This window comes from Mesorhizobium sp. B2-5-7 (assembly GCF_006440875.1).
GTDB classification, from domain to species: Bacteria; Pseudomonadota; Alphaproteobacteria; order Rhizobiales; family Rhizobiaceae; genus Mesorhizobium; species Mesorhizobium australicum.
Map to the genome: position 1 here is coordinate 352,599 of NZ_VFUO01000002.1, position 16,942 is coordinate 369,540.

Genomic DNA, 16,942 nt, shown 5'->3' on the forward strand with positions numbered 1-16,942 from the left:
TTCACCCTTCCATCTCCTCGCGCAGCATCTCCAGTTCCAGCCATTCTTCCTCGAGCGCGGCCAGCGTCGCACGCTCCTTGTCGAGGGCGGCGATCGTCTTCTGGAACGAGGCCGGGTCGCGTTCGTAATAGGCCGGGTCGGCGATGTTGTTCTCCAGCCGCGAGATCGACGCGGTCACTGCCTCGATCTTCTTGGGTAGGGACTCCAGCGCGAACTTCTGCTTGAACGACAATTTCTTCGCCGGCCCTTTTGGCGCCGCCGGATCGCTCTTGCCCGGTGCCGGCGCATCGCCGGCTTCCGCCTTGGCGCGCGCCTTGCGGTCGTCAAGCTTGGTGCCGCCGCGCTGCGCCAGCATGTCGGAATAGCCGCCGGCATATTCGACCCAGCGGCCGCCGCCGTCCGGCGCGATGATGCTGGTGACTGTGCGGTCGAGGAAATCGCGGTCGTGGCTGACCAGGATGACGGTGCCGGCAAAACCGGCGACCAGTTCCTGCAGCAGTTCCAGCGTCTCCATGTCGAGATCATTGGTCGGCTCATCGAGAACCAGGAGGTTTGCTGGCCGTGCCAGCACGCGCGCCAGGATCAGCCGCGCCCGTTCGCCGCCGGACAGCTCGCGCACCGGCGTGCGGGCCTGTTCCGGCTTGAACAGGAAATCCTTCATATAGGACACGACATGGCGCTGCTCGCCATTGATGACGAGGTTCTCGCCGCGCCCGTCGGTCAGATATTGCGCCAGCGTCTCTTGCGGGTCGACCGCCTCGCGCTTCTGGTCGAGCGTGGCGATCTCCAGATTGGTGCCAAGCCGTATCGAACCCGCGTCCGGCGCCAATTCGCCGGTCAGCATCTTCAGAAGTGTCGTCTTGCCGGCGCCGTTCGGCCCGACAAGGCCGACGCGGTCGCCGCGCTGGATGCGGGTCGAGAACCCCTTGACGACGGTGAGGTCGCCAAAGCTCTTCTCGATGTTCTTGGCCTCGATCACCAGCTTGCCGGATTCGGCGGCGTCGCTTGCCACCATTATCGCGGTGCCTTCGGCGCCGCGATGGCCGCGAAAACGCTGGCGCATGGTCTGCAACTCGCCCAGGCGCCGCATGTTGCGCTTGCGCCGAGCCGTCACCCCGTAGCGCAGCCAGTGCTCCTCGCGCACGATCTGGCGGCCGAGCTTGTGCTGCTCGCGCTCTTCCTCTTCCAGCACCAGGTCGCGCCATTCCTCGAAATGGCCAAAGCCCTTGTCCAGCCTGCGCGTCTGGCCGCGATCGAGCCAGACTGTGGCGCGCGACACGCGCTCGAGGAAGCGGCGGTCATGCGAGATGACGATGAGTGCCGAGGAGGTCCGGACGAGCTCTTCTTCCAGCCATTCGATGACAGATAAATCAAGATGGTTAGTCGGCTCATCAAGAAGCAGGATGTCAGGCTCCGGCGCCATGACGCGGGCAAGCGCGGCGCGCCTGGCCTCTCCGCCGGACAGATCGCCAGGCCGTTCTTCGCCCGACAGGCCGAGATGCTCCATCAGATAGCTGGCGCGGTAGGGATCGTCGGCGGGCCCGAGCCCGGCCTCGACATAGGCGCGCACGGTTGCAAAGCCGTCCATGTCGGGCATTTGCGGCAGATAACGCACCGTCGCCGAAGGCTGGCGGAACACCTCGCCGTCCTGTGGTTCGATCAGGCCGGCGGCGATCTTGAGCAGCGTCGACTTGCCGGACCCGTTGCGGCCGACCAGCGCGATCTTGTCGCCGGTCGAAGCGGTCAAGGCGGCGCCGTCGAGCAGCGGCGCGCCGCCGAAGGTCAGTCTTATCCCGTCGAGATTGAGAAGAGGCGGGGCCATGTCAGCTTTCGGGCAATGGATAGGGATGGGCGAGCAGCAGCGCGCGGCCATGGCCGAGCGCGATGTCGAGGCGGCCCCCGGTCTTGCCGAACTTGACCTCGTTGGAAATGGTCAGCGACGAACCGAACGCCACCTCGACCTTGTCGAGCGGCCATTTGGCGCCGGTGACGGTCAGGCCGGAGAGTTCGGAGAAGCCGAGAATCGAGAACAGCGTGCCGTCGGCATAATCGAAGCCGGCCCTGCCGGGCAGCAAGGGAACACCTTCCTGGGCGCCGCTGGTCAGAAACACATCCATTCCGGCTTCGGCCAGCCGCAGGCCAAGCGCCAGATGCAGGAAGGCGTGGTCGGCGCGCTTGCCGCCGAAGGCGCCCGCCAGCACAAGGCGGGTCGCCCCGCGCTCCAGTGCGGCCGCGATCGCCAGTTCTCCGTCGGTCTTGTCCTTTTCCGCCGGGAAGGTTTGCCGCGGCACGGCGGCGAGGTCGGCGGGCAGATCAGCCGGGACCGAGTCGAAATCACCCACCCACAGTTCCGGCACGAGGCCCAGCATCCGCGCATGGCCGATGCCGGCGTCGGCGGCGATGACGCGCGAGCCTTCGACCTGGCGGTCGAGCCGAGGCGTGCGGATGAGGTCGCCGCCAAGCAGGATGGTGAATGTGCTCATATCCCGTCGCCTTACCAGCCCGGCACGGGAAACGGAAGGCGGCAAAGTCCCACTTGCGCGGGTCATCGGCCCGGCCTATGTGTCGAAACGCTCTAACGGGGTGCCGGACGCGAATTTCGCGGGCCGGCTGAGAGGCAGTGTCGCCAACCCGCTGAACCTGATCCGGTTTGTACCGGCGGAGGGATTAGACGTTTCGGACACTCCGACGCCTCAATTCCTTTCAACGCAAACGAAGGAGGCGCCGATGCGCACGCTTTTATATTTTCTGATCGCCGCCACGGCAGTGACCCTGTCCGGGCCGGCCTTGGCCAAGGATAAGCTCACCGTCTACACCTATGAGAGCTTCACCGCCGACTGGGGTCCAGGTCCCGTGGTGAAGAAGGAATTCGAGGCAGAATGCGGCTGCGATCTCGAGTTCGTCTCGGTCGCCGATGGCGTGGCGCTGCTCAACCGCGTCAAGCTGGAAGGCGCTTCGACCAAAGCCGACATCGTGCTCGGTCTCGACACCAATCTCACCGCCGATGCCAAGGCCTCGGGCCTGTTCGCGCCACATGGCGCAATAACGGACGTCAACGTGCCGGGTGGCTGGAGCGACGATACTTTTGTTCCCTTCGACTATGGCTACTTCGCCGTCGTCTACGATACCCAGAAGCTGAAATCGCCGCCGAAAAGCCTGAAGGATTTGGTCGAGGGTAGCGCCGACGACAAGATCGTCATCCAGGACCCGCGCACATCGACGCCCGGTCTTGGCCTGCTGTTGTGGGTGAAGTCGGTCTATGGCGACAAGGCGCCGGAGGCCTGGGCCAAGCTCAAGACCAAGGTGCTGACCGTGACGCCGGGCTGGAGCGAGGCCTATGGCCTGTTCACCAAGGGCGAGGCGCCGATGGTGCTGTCCTACACCACCTCGCCGGCCTACCACATGGTCGCCGAGAACACCGAGCGCTATCAGGCGGCGTCGTTCGAGGAAGGTGAATACCTGCAGATCGAGGTCGCGGGCATCACCACGGCCGGCGCCAAGAATCCGCTGGCGGAAAAGTTCATGGCCTTCATGACCGGGCCGAAATTCCAGGACGCGATCCCCGAGACCAACTGGATGTTCCCGGCCGGCAAGACCAACAAGCCGCTCAACCCCGCCTTCGACAAACTGGTCAAGCCGACCAAGACCTTGCTGTTCAGCCCGGAGGAGGTGGCGGCCAACCGCAAGGCCTGGGTCGATGAATGGCTGGCGGTGATGAGCAAGTAGGTTTTGTGGGCTAATCTCGTGAGATGAACGCTCTACGGCGACGCTCCACAAGCTTCACCCAATCGTTGACGGTGCGGCGTGCAAACCCGCTCTGATCCCCGCATCACAGCCGGCGTGATAGGGCTCGCCGCCATCGCCATTTTGATCGGCGGCGCGTTTGCGGGGCTGCTTGTCGAAGGCGCTCGCGATTTTTCCGGCGCTTGGGCTGCGTTCGATCCCTACCTGTTCCGGGTCGTGCGCTTCACGCTCTGGCAGGCGGCCCTGTCGACGCTGCTCTCGGTCGGGCCGGCCCTGTTCGTGGCGCGGGCGCTGTCGCGGCATCCACGGTTTTTCGGCCGTGCCTTCATCCTGCAGCTCTTCGCCGTGCCGCTGGCGCTGCCGGCGATCGTCGCGTCGCTCGGCATCCTGGCGCTCTATGGCCGCGCCGGCTATTTCTCCGGCTTTCTCAGCGCCGTCGGCGGCCAGGGTTGGCCGGGCATCTATGGCCTGTCCGGCATTCTCGTCGCCCATGTCTTCTTCAACCTGCCGCTGGCCACCCGCCTGTTCCTCGAGGCGCTGCAGACCATTCCCTCCGACCAGTGGCGGCTGGCGAGCCAGCTCGGCATGGGGGCGCCGCCGGCATTCCGGCTGATCGAGTGGCCGACGCTGCGTGCCGCGCTGCCCGGTGTCGCCGGACTTGTCTTCATGCTGTGCATCACATCCTTCACCATCGTGCTGACGCTCGGCGGCGGGCCGGCCGCGACGACGCTCGAAGTCGGCATCTATCAGGCATTGCGCTTCGATTTCGATCCCGCGAGGGCTGTCGCGCTGACAATGCTGCAGATCGCCTTGACCTTCATCGTGGTGCTGGCGTTGACCCGACTCGGAGCCGACGTCGTCGGCGACATCAACCTGCCGGTCGCGCCGCGCCGCTACCTCTCCGTCAACAGGACCGAAGCCTGGCTGAACGCGACGCTCATCGTGTTGGCCTTGCTGTTCGTTGCGGGGCCGATGGCGGCAACCGTGGCGGCCGGCCTTGGCGCCGACCTCGGCCGGCTTGCAGGCGAGGCCACTGTCCGTCAGGCGACGCTGACCAGTGCCGTGCTCGCTTTCCTTTCGGCATTGCTTTCGGTGATGCTTTCGCTGGCATTGACCATGGCGCGCAGGGCGCTGGCGTCGAACCGCCGCTTCGGGGCAAGGACACTGCTCGAACATGCCACCGATACCGGCGCCGGGTTTGTCCTGGTCGTGCCGCCGATCGTCGTCGGCGCCGGCTGGTTCCTGTTGCTGCGCCATGTCGGCGATGTGTTAGCCATCGCCCCGCTCATGGTCGTCACCGTCAACGCTGTCATGGCGATGCCTTTTGCGCTGCGCGCCATCCGTCCCGCCTATGATGCGGCAAGCGAGCGTCACGAGCGGCTTTGCGCGCAGCTTGGAATTTCCGGCTGGTCAAGACTGTGGCTGGTCGACTGGCCGACGTTGCGGCGCCCGCTGGCCACCGCTTTTGCCTTCGCCATGGCACTGTCGCTCGGCGATCTCGGCGTCATCGCCCTGTTCGGCAGTGATTCCGTGCAGACCTTGCCCTACCTTCTCCTGGCGCGCATGGGCAGCTACCGAACCGAGGACGCCGCCGGCTTGGCGCTGCTGCTCGGCCTTGTCTGCCTGGCACTGGTGCTGGCAGCGGACCGGCTGGGAAAGGAGACGGCCCGCAATGTCTGACGGGGCGGCTGGCGGCAAAGGGGTTTCGGTGCGGCTGGACAAGGTTTCGTTCAGCTATGGCGAGACGTTGTTCACCTTCGATGCCGAGTTCACGGCGGGGCAAATCACCGCCATCATGGGACCGAGCGGCTCCGGAAAGTCGACGCTGCTCAATCTGGTGGCCGGGTTCGAGCCGCCGCGATCCGGTCGCGTGCTGATCGGCGGGGCCGATGTCAGCACCGCGCCACCGGCGACGCGGCCAGTGTCGATGGTTTTTCAGGAAAACAACCTTTTCGCGCATCTTTCCGTCGAGCAGAATGTCGGGCTCGGCCGTTCGCCATCGTTGCGGCTGGCCGAAGGCGATCGCGCTGCGATCGCCGATGCGCTTGCGCGCACCGGCCTTGCCGGCAAGGAGAAGCGGCTGCCCCGCGAACTTTCCGGCGGTGAGCGCCAGCGCGTTGCCCTGGCTCGCGTGCTGGTGCGTGACCGCCCGGTGCTGCTGCTCGACGAGCCCTTCGCTTCGCTTGGGCCCGCCTTGCGAGACGATATGCTCGACCTGGTTGCCGGCCTGCATGCCGAGCGTGGCATGACGGTGCTGTTCGTCACGCATCAGCCGCAAGATGCGCGCCGCATCGGTCAGAGGCTGGTGTTTATCGAGAACGGCGCGGTCGCCGCTATCGGCACGGCGGATGATTTCTTTGCCGGGGCTGGTCCGGAGGCATTCCGGCGCTATATCGGAGCCGGTGCCGGGGATTCCTTATCACGAGATATTGCCCGGAAGCGGACATAATTTACGCTCAAACCGGCCCGATGCGATGTGGCGCTTGCTTGCCATGACTGGAGTAGTGTGGCTAGGTCCGCTCGATACCGGTCCGGCACAGGCCGTGATTTGCCTACAGCTTCCGCCGCATGCTCCGAGGGGCGCGTGACGGATACTGTAGCAGTTTGTTTTGCGCATGTGGTCATGTGCAGGGACCTGAAAGGAAGCCGTTCTGGCGATCGGCGTTGACAGGCTACGAATGAACCCGCTGGCGCGCTTTCTGGCGCTGGCCGGCTTTGCCGTGGCGCTGGCAAGCTGCCAGATGTTCACGCCTCCGGAAGTCCAGGAATCAGGCTTCCAGCCATCCGACAAGCCGATCACGGTCGACAATGTCGCCGCCAACAACAAGCTCGCGGAACTCGCCAAGGCGCAGCATCCGCGCATCCTGGCGACCTATGGCGGCGAATATTCCGATCCCAAGCTCGAACGCATGGTCGCCAAGGTGGTCGGCAATCTGACCGTGGTGTCGGCGAACCCAACCCAGACCTATCGCATCACCATCCTCAATTCGCCCAACGTCAACGCCTTCGCGCTGCCGGGCGGCTATCTCTACATAACGCGCGGCCTCTTGGCGCTGGCCAATGATTCGTCCGAGCTCGCCGCCGTCATCGCGCATGAGATGGGCCACGTCACCGCCAATCATGGGTTGCAGCGCCAGCAGCTGGAGGCCGAGGAAGGTCTGGCGACCAAGGTCGTTTCCGATGTGCTTGGCGACAGCCCGACCGCCAAGGCTGCACTTATCCGCGGCAAGCTCAGGCTGGCGCAGTTCTCGCGCAACCAGGAGCTTGAGGCTGACGCCATCGGCATCAAGTCGATCGGCGAAGCCGGCTACGATCCCTATGCCGCCGGCCGCTTCCTGCAATCGATGTCGGCCTATACCGATTTCCGCTCGATCAGCGGCGCCACCGACGCCAGCCTTGACTTCCTGGCGACGCACCCCAACACGCCGCAACGCATCGATTTGGCACAGCGGCACGCCCGCCAGTTCGGTGCGCCAGGCTTCGGTACACGCGACCGCGATTCCTTCCTCGCCGGCATAGACGGCCTGCTTTACGGCGACACGCCGGAAGAAGGCTATGTGCGCGGCGAAACCTTCCTGCATCCAGGCTTGGGCGTGTCGTTCACGGTGCCGGACGGTTTCATCATCGACAATTCGGCGGCGGCGGTGACGGCGACCGGTCCCGGCGACATAGCGATCCGCTTCGACGGCGTTTCGATCGACAAGAACCGCGCCCTGACCGACTATATCAGAAGCGGCTGGGTGGCCGGGCTCGACGACAGCACCGTCAAGCAGGAAACCATCAACGGCAATGAGGCGGCGACCGCCCATGCAGGCGCCGAAGGCTGGCAGTTCGATATCGCTGTGATCCGCGCCGGCGGCCAGGTCTACCGATTGCTGACCGCGGCCCCCTCGGCCAGCACCTCGCTTGAAACGGTGGCGCGCTCGGTCAGCGGCTCCTTCCGTATCCTCAGCCCCGCCGAGAAGGCGGCACTGAAGCCACTGCATATTCGTGTGCTCACCGTGCAGCCGGGACAGACCATGGGATCGCTTGCCGCGCAGATGGTTGGCGTCGACCGCAAGCTCGACCTGTTCCGCGTGCTCAATGCGCTGTCGCCGGGGGCCGCGGTTTCGGCCGGCGACAAGGTCAAGATCGTCACCGACAAATAAAAGCCCGAGCGGGAGATCAGGCGGCGGTCGCCATGAATTCCGGATTCTGCTTCACCAGCGCGACCTTGAGCTTTTCCATGGCGCGCGCCTCGATCTGGCGGACACGTTCCTTGGAGATGCCGAGCGTCTCGCCGAGCGCCTCGAGCGTGGCCCCCTCGTCATTCAGCCGGCGTTCCTCGATGATCCTGAGTTCGCGCGCGTTGAGCGCGTGAAGCGCTTCCTTCAGCCAAAGCGAGCGGCGCGCGACATCGATCTTGTCGCCGACAATTTCGTCCGGCAAGGGATCGTCGGAGACCAGGAAATCCATCCGCTCGGTGCCGCCCGCGTCGTCGGCCAGCGGCACGTTCAGCGAAGAATCCGGAGCCGACAGCCGTGAATCCATCATCGCCACATCAGCCTCGGATACACCAAGCGCAACCGAAACCTCGCGGTAGAGATTTGTGTTGGAGAGCGGCTCGGCGCCGTTCGCGAGACGCGCACGCAAGCGTCTGAGATTGAAGAACAGGGCCTTTTGCGCCGAACTGGTGCCACCACGCACGATCGACCAGTTGCGCAGGATGTAGTCCTGCATCGAGGCGCGGATCCACCACGTCGCGTAGGTCGAGAAACGCACCTCGCGCTCCGGTTCGAAACGGGCGGCGGCCTCGAGCAGTCCGACATGGCCTTCCTGAACCAGATCGCCGAGCGGCAGCCCGTAATGGCGGAATTTCGAGGCCATGGAAATAACCAGCCGCATGTGGGCGACGGTGATGCTGTGCAGCGCGTTCTGATCGTTGTCTTCCTTCCAGAGCAATGCCAGCCGATGCTCCTCCTCGCGCTCGAGATAGGGTGCCTTCATTGCCGCGCGGACCATGATCCGTCCTGCCGTGTCTTCCATCATAAGGCGCTCCGTGGCTCGGCGAGGCGAATGGCAGACACCGACTTGAAATGACGGCGGCGTGCCCTACAACAGCCAAAACTGTCATGCGCGAGAAAGGTTCCGCCGGTGCGGGCAGGGCAAGCGCTAGCGTCCGCGCAGCTGTCTGGAACTTCCGGGCCTACGAGTGAATTCCTTCCGGAGAATTTGATTTCCGGAAGACGCTCTGTTTGAAATTTCATTCCTTATTTTTTCGACGTGCATCTGTCATTTTCCAGCCCTCACAACATGCCGGGTTACCGGCCAAGGACGGGATCACAGAAAAATGAAATGGCTCAAGTCACTCATCATCGCCGGAACGTTGCAGGCCCTGGCCGTCGCATCGGGCCACGCCGGCGCCAATCTCGACCAGATCAAGCAGGCCGGAATCATCAAGGTCGGTACGGAGGGCACCTACGCTCCCTTCACCTACCATGACGCTTCCGGCGCGCTGGTTGGCTTCGATGTCGAGATCGCGAAGGCGATCGCCGATAAGCTCGGCGTCAAGGCTGAGTTCCTCGAAGGCAAGTGGGACGGGCTGATCGCCGGCCTCGACGTCAACCGTTATGATGCCGTCATCAACGAAGTCGGCATCACCGACGCCCGCAAGGCCAAGTACGACTTTTCCGATCCCTATATCGCCTCCAAGGCAGTGCTGATCGTGCGCGGCGACAACACCGATATCAAGGCCTTCGCCGACCTCAAGGGCAAGAAGTCGGCGCAGTCGCTGACATCCAATTTCGGCAAGCTGGCCGAGTCCAATGGCGCCGAACTGGTCGGCACCGACGGCTTCGACCAGTCGATCCAGCTGCTTTTGACCGGCCGTGCGGACGCTACCATCAATGACAGCCTGTCGTTCCTCGACTTCAAGAAGCACAAGCCCGACGCCAATGTGAAGATCGCCGCCCAGGAAGAGAATGCCGATTACTCCGGCGTCATTGTGCGCAAGGGCGATCCGGAGCTGGTCGCGGCCATCAACAAGGCGCTGGCCGACATCAAGGCGGACGGCACCTACCAGAAGATCGCCGACACCTATTTCGGCCAGGACGTCTCGAAGTAATTCACCAGGCGGGGCCGGCTGTCGCCCTGCGACGTATCCAGCGGCGAGTCGTCTTTGACGGCTCGCCGCTTTTGTCGTGATATGGCTGGCGCATTCGCGCTTCGATGACGCTCCCCGTCCATTCCGGAGGATCTTTCGTGCCGCACTGGCTGCAACTGATGCTGGACTCGCTGCCCTCGCTGCTGTGGGCAGCGTTGATCTTTACCGTGCCGCTGACGTTGCTGTCCTTCGTGCTCGGCCTGACGGTAGGGCTGGGCGCGGCGCTCGGCAGGCTGTTCGGCCCGAAGCCTCTGGTGGCGCTCGTGCGCTTCTATGTCTGGATATTCCGCGGCACGCCGCTCCTGGTGCAGCTCTTCCTGATCTTCTACGGCCTGCCGTCGGTCGGCATCCTGCTTGACGCCTTCACCGCGGCGCTGATCGGCTTCACGCTCAACATCGGGGCCTACACGTCGGAAATCATCCGGGCGGCCATCGGCTCGGTGCCCAAGGGCCAGTGGGAGGCCGCCTATTCGATCGGGATGACCTGGAGCCAGGCGATGCGGCGCACCATTCTGCCGCAAGCCGGACGGGTGGCGGTGCCGCCGCTCTCCAACACCTTCATCTCGCTGGTCAAGGACACGTCGCTGGCCGCCGCCATCACCGTGCCGGAAATGTTCCAGGCGGCGCAACGCATCGTCGCCACCACCTATGAGCCGCTCATCCTCTATGTCGAGGCGGCGATCCTCTATCTGGCGATGAGTTCGGTACTGTCGGCCTTGCAGACGCGACTGGAGGAGCGGCTCAACCGCTATGGCGGCTTCCTGGAGGCACGCTCATGATCAGCCTCACCAACATCGAAAAGCGTTTCGGCGACAATCTCGTGCTGAAGGGGGTGACTGTCGCCATCGCCGAAGGCAGCGTCACCGCGCTTGTCGGCCCTTCCGGCGGGGGGAAAAGCACGCTGCTGCGCTGCATCAACCTGCTGGAGATCCCAACCTCGGGCACGGTGCGGATCGGTGACGAGACGCTTGAGTTCCGCCCGGGCGGGAAGGTGCCGGCGGCGGACATAAGGCGTCTGCGCCTGCAGACCGGCATGGTGTTCCAGAATTTCCAGTTGTTTCCGCATCGCACCGCCATCGAAAATGTCATGGAAGGCTTGGTCACGGTGCTCAAATGGTCGCCGCAGAAGGCACATGAGCGGGCACTCGCGCTGCTGGAGAAGGTCGGCATGGTGCATAAGGCCGATGCCTGGCCGGCGACGCTGTCGGGCGGCCAGCAGCAGCGCGTGGCGATCGCCCGCGCCCTGGCGCCGTCGCCGAAGGTGCTGCTGTGCGACGAACCGACTTCGGCGCTCGATCCGGAGCTGGCGCAGGAGGTGGTCGATGTGCTGGGTCAGCTCGCCAGCGAGGGAACGACCATGGTGATGGCGACGCATGATTTGCGCCTGGCCTCCAAGATCGCCCAGGAGGCGGTGTTCCTCGATGCTGGCGTGATCGTCGAGCAAGGGCCATCCGCCAAGCTGTTCGGCAATCCGGAGCGCGAACGCACCAAGCGGTTTATCGCCACGCTGAAGCAGGAGGCGGCGGAGAAAGAGGGAGGCGCATAGGCGCGACAATCGCGGCCTTCCCCCAAAAAAAAACCCGGCGCGAGGCCGGGTTTTCGTCAACTTGAATACGAAAAAGCTCAGGCAGCTTCTTCCTGCTCGGCTTCCTCATTGTCGGCCTTGGCGCCACGCTTGGGGCCTTTGTTGAGGTTGACCTCGATCAGGCGCACGGCTTCGGTTTCCGACATGCGGTTGACGGCCGCGATCTCGCGGGCCATGCGGTCGAGTGCCGCCTCGTAGAGCTGGCGTTCGGAATAGGACTGCTCCGGCTGGTTGTCGGCGCGATAGAGGTCGCGCACGACTTCCGAGATCGAGATCAGGTCGCCCGAATTGATCTTGGCATCATATTCCTGGGCGCGGCGCGACCACATGGTGCGCTTGACGCGGGCGCGGCCCTGCACGACCTTCAGCGCGCGCTCGACATAATCCTCTTCCGACAGCTTGCGCATGCCGATCGAGGTCGCCTTGGCGACCGGCACTTTCAGGCGCATCTTGTCCTTCTGGAAGTCGATGACGAACAGTTCCAGCTTGTGGCCAGCCACTTCCTGCTCGTCGATCGAGACGATCTGGCCGACGCCATGCGCCGGATAGACGATGAACTCGCCGGTCTTGAAACCGTGACGTGCAGCTGTGGACTTCTTCTGCGGGGTGATCGTTGCCATTACGCCCTGAACTCCTTGTTGTGGGCCGGCGGCGGTGCCGGCTGAACTCACGTGATCGGGGTCACCGATCATTAGCCGCACAACAGATGACCCACCGGAAAAGCCGGGACCGGCAAACCGCAAGAATTGCGACCGCCTGGCCCAGATCGCTCTGGTCCGGAATGGGATTTTCACCTTTCAGTGATTTGGGGCGTCTGCGCCATAAATCGACGTTGTGTCACCGGCATGTTTCGCTGATGTAACACAAAAAGTCGGAAGAATCAAGGTTTTGCTGCGTAAGCGAAGGCCACAACCAATCGCCGCCTGTCAAGGCGGTTAATCCGGCGTGCCTGTTACGCTGCGTCATACAAGCCTTTACAGCGGTGTTGTCAATCGCCTTCGCCGGGCTCGGCGGAGAAGTATTTCTCGAATTTGCCGGCCTCGCCGTCGAAGCTCTTGGCGTCGGCCGGCGGCTCCTTCTTGGCGGTGATGTTGGGCCATTTATCGGCATATTCGGTGTTGATCTGCAGCCATTTGTCGAGGCCGGACTCGGTGTCGGGCTTGATCGCGTCGGCCGGGCATTCCGGCTCGCAGACGCCGCAGTCGATGCACTCGTCGGGATGGATGACGAGCATGTTCTCGCCTTCGTAGAAACAGTCGACCGGACAGACCTCGATGCAGTCCATATATTTGCATTTGATGCAGTTGTCGGTCACGACATAGGTCATCGGTCGGCTCCGGGACGTCCCGTTTTTGTTGGCTTTTTCCGTGAGGTAACGCCTTTATGGGCTGCTTGCAAGGGTAGCCATTCCCAGCGGCGCCAGAGTTTGGGAATTGAATTTCAGGTCGGCGGTGCCGCGACGGTCCCACACCCCTCGCCGACCTTCGTTTGCCGGTGCAAAATCTGTTTTGGTTGCCGTTGCCGCGGGAGCGCACATCTGCGTCGATCGGCAGGCTCAATCTTCGTCGCGCAATCGGTCGGTCTGGCGACGCTCTTTTTTGGTCGGCCGGCCGCTACCTGCCTCGCGCAGCGCCGCGATAGCGTCGGGCGGGGCGTCGCCCTTTGGTGCGGGCGGGGGCGACATGTCTTGATAAAGGGTGCGGGCTTCCTCGGACGGGCCACGCCGCGCGCCAGCGCCGAGCACCTTCCAGACGAAAATACGCCGGTCGAGCGTGATGGTCAGCACGTCGCCTGGCTTGACCAGATCGGAGGCCTGCGCTGCTTTGTCGCGATTGATGCGCACGCGGCCGGCGACCACCAATTTGGCCGCCAGCGAGCGCGATTTCACCGCGCGCGAGAAGAACAGCCATTTGTCGATGCGCTGACGGCCTTCAGCAACCATCGATGCGAGTTTACTTCTTCAATTGGTCGCGCAAGGCGGCGAGCTTGGCGAAGGGTGAGTCCGGATCGAAACGCACCGGGCGCTCCTCGCGCGGCTTGGGCTGGAAAGCGGGCTTTCCGCCGCGATCGGCACCCTTGCCTTCCGGTCTGCCGCCCTTCCAGTCTAGCCGGCCTTCTCGGCGCTCGGGACGCTCGCCCTGCGGGCGGCCGTCGCGGCGCTCAGCGCCCTCAGCTTGCGGCTTGGGCTTGAACTTCGAGCGGTCGAAGCGCGGCTTTCCGGCGCCGTCGCGGCGTCCTTCGTGTGTGGGACGGTCCGCGGGCGCGGCTGTTGCCTGTTCGCCGCCGGCCGGCGCGTTGCTTCGGCCGCGCGCCTGTCCGTTTTGCGGCCGGTTGTTGCGGCCGTCGCGATGACGCGGACGCTGGTCGAAGCGACCTTGGCGCCACAGCAGGATCGGCTTTGGCGCTTCGGCTTCCGGCACGGGTTCGCCGGCGGCTTCCGCCACTGCAGCCGGTTCGGCGGCTTCAGTCGACGCGGAGGCTTCGACGGCGGGCTCCGCCGCTGCGGTTTCCTCGGTGGGCTCGGCAGTTTCAGGTTCGGCCCGCGGCTCAACCGGCGCCGGCTCGGCGGCTTCAACAGCGGCTTCGGCTACAGGTTCCTCCGCAACTTCAGCGGTGGCTTCCGCCTGCTCTTGCGCGACAGCTTCCACCGGCGCGTCGGCGGCGACTTCGGCTGGAACCTCCGTCTCCACGTCGGTTGCCGCATCCGGCACCAGTTCAACTCCCTCGGCGGCCGGCGAAACCGCCTCTTCCGCCGCCTTGGCTTGTTCCGCGCGGGCTGCTTCTTCGGCTGCCTGCCTGGCCGCGGCGGCTTCCCGCGCGGCATTGTCCTGCGCTTCCAGCCGTGCCTTGACTTCCGCGGCCGGCTTCGGCTCGGCGCGATAGCCAAGACCCTTGAGGATCTCTTCCATGTCGTCGGCGGTGGCGCCAAGGATCGACATCATCGGCGGCGTCACCATGAAGGACTGGCCGTCATAGGCGCCGTCCGGACGCTGGCCAAGGCCGGGCTTCCAGTTGGTCGCCGGGCGGATCAGGTCGGCCAGCCGCTCCAGAATGTCGATGCGCACGGCGCGGCGGCCGAGATTGCGGTAGCCAGCGAGCTTGTAGAAGGCCTTGTCGAAGGCCGGGTCGATGACAACAGAGGTGCGGCCCGACGCCAGCGCGTGGACGACGTCGCCGAAGCCTGGCTTGTCCTTGCCGTCGTTCTTCAACGCCCACAGCAGCGTCACCAGCCCGGCGGGTGCCGGCTTGATCAGCGCCGGCACGAACACGTGGTAGGCGCCGAAGCGGACGCCAAGCCGGCGCAGCGCCGCGCGGCCTTCCTGGTCCAAGGATTTCATCTCTTCGGCGATGTCACGACGGTTGATGAGGCCGAAATTCTCGACCAGCTGGAAAGCGATGCCACGGCCGATGCCGGAAATCTGCTCGGCGTTTTTCAGATCGACCAGCGGCTTCAACAACGACTCGATCTGGAAATTGACGAAGCGTTCGGCGCGCGCCGCGACCTTGTCGCGCGCCGGGCCCGTCAGCTGTTCGTCAGCCAGCAACACCAGGCGCGGCTTCAGCGCGTCTTCGCCCGAGACCAGCGTGCCTATCGGCGCGCCGATCCAGCGCAGCGTGCCGTCCGAACCGAGCGCGAGATCGCCATTGGCGCAGGCGCCGAAGCGCTCCGCGCGTGCCTCGAACTCGGCGGCAAGCGCCTTTTGCGCGGCAGTGCGCACGGCCTTGGCGTCTTCGCCGCCGGCGGTCTGGTCGGCGGTGAAGCGGAACCCTTGCAACTCGCCGACATGATGGCCTTCGACAAGGACGGTTCCGGTAGGACTGATTTCGGCTTCAGGCATGGTATTTTCTCTAAGGCGCCGCATGAGGACGGAAGTCCTGCGGTCTACGAAGCGTTTCGTCAACCGCTCATGCAGCGCATCCGACAATCTGTCTTCGATTTCGCGCGTCTTTTCCTGCCAGTGTGCCTGATCGGCCAGCCAGCCGGGCCGGTTCGACACGAATGTCCAGGTGCGGATCTGGGCGATGCGGTGCGACAGCGTGTCGATGTCGCCCTCGGTGGTGTCGGCGCGGCGCACCTGTTCGGCCATGTAGTTCTCGTCGACATGGCCCTGCCGGGCGAGGTCCATGTAGATCGAGGCGATGAGGTCGGCATGCTGGGCAGGCGCGATCTTGCGATAGTCGGGCAGGGCGCAGGCTTCCCACAGCAGCGCCACGCGCTTGGCGTTGGTGGCGAGCGCGCGGATGTCTTCGTCGCGGGAGAGATGTTCGAGCGCTTGCGCATCGACGGCCGGCAGCGCGCGTGTCAGGCCCTCGACCGGGGCGTTGGTCTCGATCGAGCGCTTCAGCGCATCGAGGCTGGCGAAATCGAATTGGGCGGTGCGCCACTGCAGCACCTTCACCGGGTCGAAGTCATGGCCCTCGATCTTCTGGACCAGGTCCTCGTCCAGCGGATCGACCTGGCCGGTGACGCCGAACGTGCCATCGCGCAGATGCCGGCCGGCGCGGCCGGCGATCTGGCCGAGTTCGGCCGCCGTCAGATTGCGGTACTGGTAGCCGTCGAACTTGCGGTTCTGGGCGAAGGCGACATGGTCGAGGTCGAGGTTGAGGCCCATGCCAATCGCATCGGTGGCAATGAGATAGTCGACATCGCCCGACTGGAACAGCGCCACCTGAGCATTGCGGGTGCGGGGCGACAGCGCCCCGAGCACGACGGCCGCACCACCCTGCTGGCGGCGGATGAGTTCGGCGATGGCATAGACCTCGTCGGCGGAGAAGGCGACGATCGCGGTGCGCCGTGGCAGGCGGGTCAGTTTCTTGGAGCCGGCATAGGCCAGATGCGACAGCCGCGGCCGCGTCACCACGGAGATGCCTTTCAGCAGCCGCTGGAGAATGCCGTGCATGGTGGCCGCGCCAAGCAGCAGCGTCTCCTGGCGGCCGCGCAGATGCAGGATGCGGTCGGTGAAGATATGGCCGCGCTCGAGGTCGCCGGCCAGCTGTACCTCGTCGATGGCAACAAAGGCGGCGTCGGTTTCACGCGGCATGGCTTCAACGGTGCAGACCGAATATCTGGCGCCCGGCGGCTGGATCTTCTCCTCGCCGGTGATCAGCGCCACCTTGTTGGCACCGACCTTTTCGCAGACGCGCGTGTAGACCTCGCGGGCCAGCAGCCTCAGCGGCAGGCCGATGACACCGGTTTCGTGCGCCACCATCCGCTCGATGGCGAGATGGGTCTTGCCGGTATTGGTCGGCCCAAGCACGGCGGTCACGTCGCGGCCCGACAGGATCAGCGGCTCGTTGTGTTTCGGCTGGATGTTCATCGGCTCGGAAATAAGGCTTTCTGGCCTCTCGTGGTCGGGAGCGTGCCAGGACGGCGCGTATGACAGCCGACACATAGGGATTTCGGGCGCGAAGCGAAAGCAGAATGTTCCGGCAGGGTTCCGGAGACGCCCGCCTCACTCCGCAAATCAGCC

Annotated in this window: 14 protein-coding genes and 1 riboswitch; of the genes, 7 read left to right on the forward strand and 7 right to left on the reverse strand. The window is 64.6% G+C overall.

Annotation, left to right across the window (positions count from 1 at the left end; genetic code table 11):
* Window position 1 precedes the first annotated feature (1 nt).
* Together FJ543_RS09135 and FJ543_RS09140 are read right to left on the reverse strand one after the other, a co-directional pair.
* Window positions 2–1,822 (reverse strand): ABC-F family ATP-binding cassette domain-containing protein, encoded by a 1,821-nt coding sequence (locus tag FJ543_RS09135; protein WP_140874784.1) that lies wholly within the window; start codon window positions 1,820–1,822, stop codon window positions 2–4.
* A 1-nt stretch (window position 1,823) separates the two neighbouring features.
* Window positions 1,824–2,483 carry a thiamine diphosphokinase gene (locus FJ543_RS09140; protein ID WP_140662666.1) on the reverse strand — a complete coding sequence of 220 codons (660 nt, stop codon included), beginning with the start codon at window positions 2,481–2,483 and terminating at the stop codon, window positions 1,824–1,826.
* Window positions 2,484–2,569: 86 nt separating this feature from the next.
* Window positions 2,570–2,684: riboswitch (TPP riboswitch) on the forward strand.
* Window positions 2,685–2,727: 43 nt separating this feature from the next.
* Here FJ543_RS09140 and thiB point away from each other — a divergent pair.
* The 4 genes from thiB (at window position 2,728) to FJ543_RS09160 (ending at window position 7,892) form a co-directional block, all read left to right on the forward strand.
* Complete coding sequence (gene thiB / locus FJ543_RS09145) at window positions 2,728–3,726, forward strand: thiamine ABC transporter substrate binding subunit (RefSeq protein WP_140874786.1); 999 nt, start codon at window positions 2,728–2,730, stop codon at window positions 3,724–3,726.
* A gap of 78 nt (window positions 3,727–3,804) precedes the next feature.
* On the forward strand, window positions 3,805–5,424 hold the full coding sequence (gene thiP / locus FJ543_RS09150; protein WP_140874788.1) for a thiamine/thiamine pyrophosphate ABC transporter permease: 1,620 nt from the start codon (window positions 3,805–3,807) through the stop codon (window positions 5,422–5,424).
* Entirely contained in the window at window positions 5,417–6,193 is a 777-nt protein-coding gene (gene thiQ / locus FJ543_RS09155) for a thiamine ABC transporter ATP-binding protein (RefSeq protein ID WP_140874790.1), read from the forward strand. Before thiP ends, thiQ begins: the two co-directional genes overlap by 8 nt.
* A 229-nt stretch (window positions 6,194–6,422) precedes the next feature.
* A complete protein-coding gene (locus tag FJ543_RS09160) occupies window positions 6,423–7,892 on the forward strand; it encodes a M48 family metalloprotease (protein WP_023784820.1) in 1,470 nt (489 codons plus the stop codon).
* 16 nt (window positions 7,893–7,908) lie between these two features.
* Here FJ543_RS09160 and FJ543_RS09165 read toward each other — a convergent pair whose 3' ends face one another.
* A complete protein-coding gene (locus FJ543_RS09165; protein ID WP_015315297.1) occupies window positions 7,909–8,772 on the reverse strand; it encodes an RNA polymerase factor sigma-32 in 864 nt (287 codons plus the stop codon).
* A gap of 301 nt (window positions 8,773–9,073) precedes the next feature.
* On the opposite strand from FJ543_RS09165, the gene FJ543_RS09170 reads away from it, so the two are divergent.
* The 3 genes from FJ543_RS09170 (at window position 9,074) to FJ543_RS09180 (ending at window position 11,432) form a co-directional block, all read left to right on the forward strand.
* Window positions 9,074–9,847, forward strand: coding sequence for an amino acid ABC transporter substrate-binding protein (locus tag FJ543_RS09170; RefSeq protein WP_140874792.1), 774 nt, complete (start codon window positions 9,074–9,076; stop codon window positions 9,845–9,847).
* A 137-nt stretch (window positions 9,848–9,984) separates the two neighbouring features.
* On the forward strand, window positions 9,985–10,665 hold the full coding sequence (locus FJ543_RS09175; protein ID WP_027141826.1) for an amino acid ABC transporter permease: 681 nt from the start codon (window positions 9,985–9,987) through the stop codon (window positions 10,663–10,665).
* Window positions 10,662–11,432 (forward strand): amino acid ABC transporter ATP-binding protein, encoded by a 771-nt coding sequence (locus tag FJ543_RS09180; protein ID WP_140874794.1) that lies wholly within the window; start codon window positions 10,662–10,664, stop codon window positions 11,430–11,432. Before FJ543_RS09175 ends, FJ543_RS09180 begins: the two co-directional genes overlap by 4 nt.
* 77 nt (window positions 11,433–11,509) lie before the next feature.
* Here the strand turns inward: FJ543_RS09180 and FJ543_RS09185 are convergent, their stop codons facing one another.
* The 4 genes from FJ543_RS09185 to FJ543_RS09200 form a co-directional block, all read right to left on the reverse strand.
* Complete coding sequence (locus tag FJ543_RS09185) at window positions 11,510–12,091, reverse strand: CarD family transcriptional regulator (protein WP_015315301.1); 582 nt, start codon at window positions 12,089–12,091, stop codon at window positions 11,510–11,512.
* 368 nt (window positions 12,092–12,459) lie between these two features.
* The gene (gene fdxA / locus FJ543_RS09190) at window positions 12,460–12,798 is read right to left on the reverse strand and encodes a ferredoxin FdxA (RefSeq protein WP_015315302.1); all 339 of its coding nucleotides are present in this window, start codon (window positions 12,796–12,798) and stop codon (window positions 12,460–12,462) included.
* A gap of 228 nt (window positions 12,799–13,026) precedes the next feature.
* Window positions 13,027–13,413 carry an RNA-binding S4 domain-containing protein gene (locus tag FJ543_RS09195; protein WP_015315303.1) on the reverse strand — a complete coding sequence of 129 codons (387 nt, stop codon included), beginning with the start codon at window positions 13,411–13,413 and terminating at the stop codon, window positions 13,027–13,029.
* Window positions 13,414–13,423: 10 nt separating this feature from the next.
* Complete coding sequence (locus FJ543_RS09200) at window positions 13,424–16,789, reverse strand: helicase-related protein (protein WP_140874796.1); 3,366 nt, start codon at window positions 16,787–16,789, stop codon at window positions 13,424–13,426.
* Window positions 16,790–16,942 lie beyond the last annotated feature (153 nt).

Excerpts from the sequence above, each read along its gene's own strand:
- thiB (WP_140874786.1), top strand. The coding sequence starts at position 2,728 with ATGCGCACGCTTTTATATTTTCTGATCGCCGCCACGGCAGTGACCCTG.
- FJ543_RS09135 (WP_140874784.1), bottom strand. The coding sequence starts at position 1,822 with ATGGCCCCGCCTCTTCTCAATCTCGACGGGATAAGACTGACCTTCGGC.
- FJ543_RS09180 (WP_140874794.1), top strand. The coding sequence starts at position 10,662 with ATGATCAGCCTCACCAACATCGAAAAGCGTTTCGGCGACAATCTCGTG.
- thiQ (WP_140874790.1), top strand. The coding sequence starts at position 5,417 with ATGTCTGACGGGGCGGCTGGCGGCAAAGGGGTTTCGGTGCGGCTGGAC.
- fdxA (WP_015315302.1), bottom strand. The coding sequence starts at position 12,798 with ATGACCTATGTCGTGACCGACAACTGCATCAAATGCAAATATATGGAC.
- FJ543_RS09170 (WP_140874792.1), top strand. The coding sequence starts at position 9,074 with ATGAAATGGCTCAAGTCACTCATCATCGCCGGAACGTTGCAGGCCCTG.
- FJ543_RS09140 (WP_140662666.1), bottom strand. The coding sequence starts at position 2,483 with ATGAGCACATTCACCATCCTGCTTGGCGGCGACCTCATCCGCACGCCT.
- FJ543_RS09200 (WP_140874796.1), bottom strand. The coding sequence starts at position 16,789 with ATGAACATCCAGCCGAAACACAACGAGCCGCTGATCCTGTCGGGCCGC.
- FJ543_RS09185 (WP_015315301.1), bottom strand. The coding sequence starts at position 12,091 with ATGGCAACGATCACCCCGCAGAAGAAGTCCACAGCTGCACGTCACGGT.
- FJ543_RS09160 (WP_023784820.1), top strand. The coding sequence starts at position 6,423 with ATGAACCCGCTGGCGCGCTTTCTGGCGCTGGCCGGCTTTGCCGTGGCG.
- FJ543_RS09195 (WP_015315303.1), bottom strand. The coding sequence starts at position 13,413 with ATGGTTGCTGAAGGCCGTCAGCGCATCGACAAATGGCTGTTCTTCTCG.
- FJ543_RS09165 (WP_015315297.1), bottom strand. The coding sequence starts at position 8,772 with ATGATGGAAGACACGGCAGGACGGATCATGGTCCGCGCGGCAATGAAG.